The following is a 504-nucleotide window of genomic DNA, read 5'->3' as shown; positions in this document are numbered from 1 at the left end:
CGAAATTATAGCGATAAACAGCCATGATTTTCCGATTTCAAAAGTAAATAAGACATTCTTAAAGATGAACCAAAATCCCCAATCGCCTGAAAGTATTTTAGCGGTACTGGCAACAGGAAGAAGAGAAGTCAGGGGAATTAATCCAGTTGCTAAATAAAGTATCTTTTTAGGTATGTACAAAGAGGGTCTTTTGTTTTCTGGAACCAAAAGCAGAATTAATGACCCAATAAGTATTGAAAAACAACAATATAAAATAAACTCAGTTAATGAAACGAATAATGTCATAGCTTACACCTCTTATTTTCTACTTCTACTAAACCACATCCAAGTAAGGAATATTATTCCTGCAATAATTAACAATGAAATAATTCCAAATACTAAAGTTGATTCATTGTCATCGTTTGTTTTCCCTGTAGCATTTTGATTATCTATTTCACTACCGTCTAGTGATTTAAGCGTTTCTTTTTCCGGTTCATCAGTAGTAGTATTTTGTTGCTTTTTTTC

The 504-nt window shown here is 31.9% G+C and carries 1 protein-coding gene and 1 pseudogene; both read right to left on the bottom strand.

Annotation, left to right across the window (positions count from 1 at the left end; all coding sequences use genetic code 11):
• A pseudogene (locus tag AC3G7N_RS22830) lies at positions 1-285 on the bottom strand (copper resistance D family protein); the annotation flags it as partial.
• Between the two features lie 12 nt (positions 286-297).
• On the bottom strand, positions 298-504 hold a 207-nt coding region (locus AC3G7N_RS22825; protein WP_489424373.1), incomplete at its 5' end, for a hypothetical protein.

Source organism: Virgibacillus carmonensis, assembly GCF_057836705.1.
This window is presented reverse-complemented; position numbering and strand designations above follow the sequence as displayed.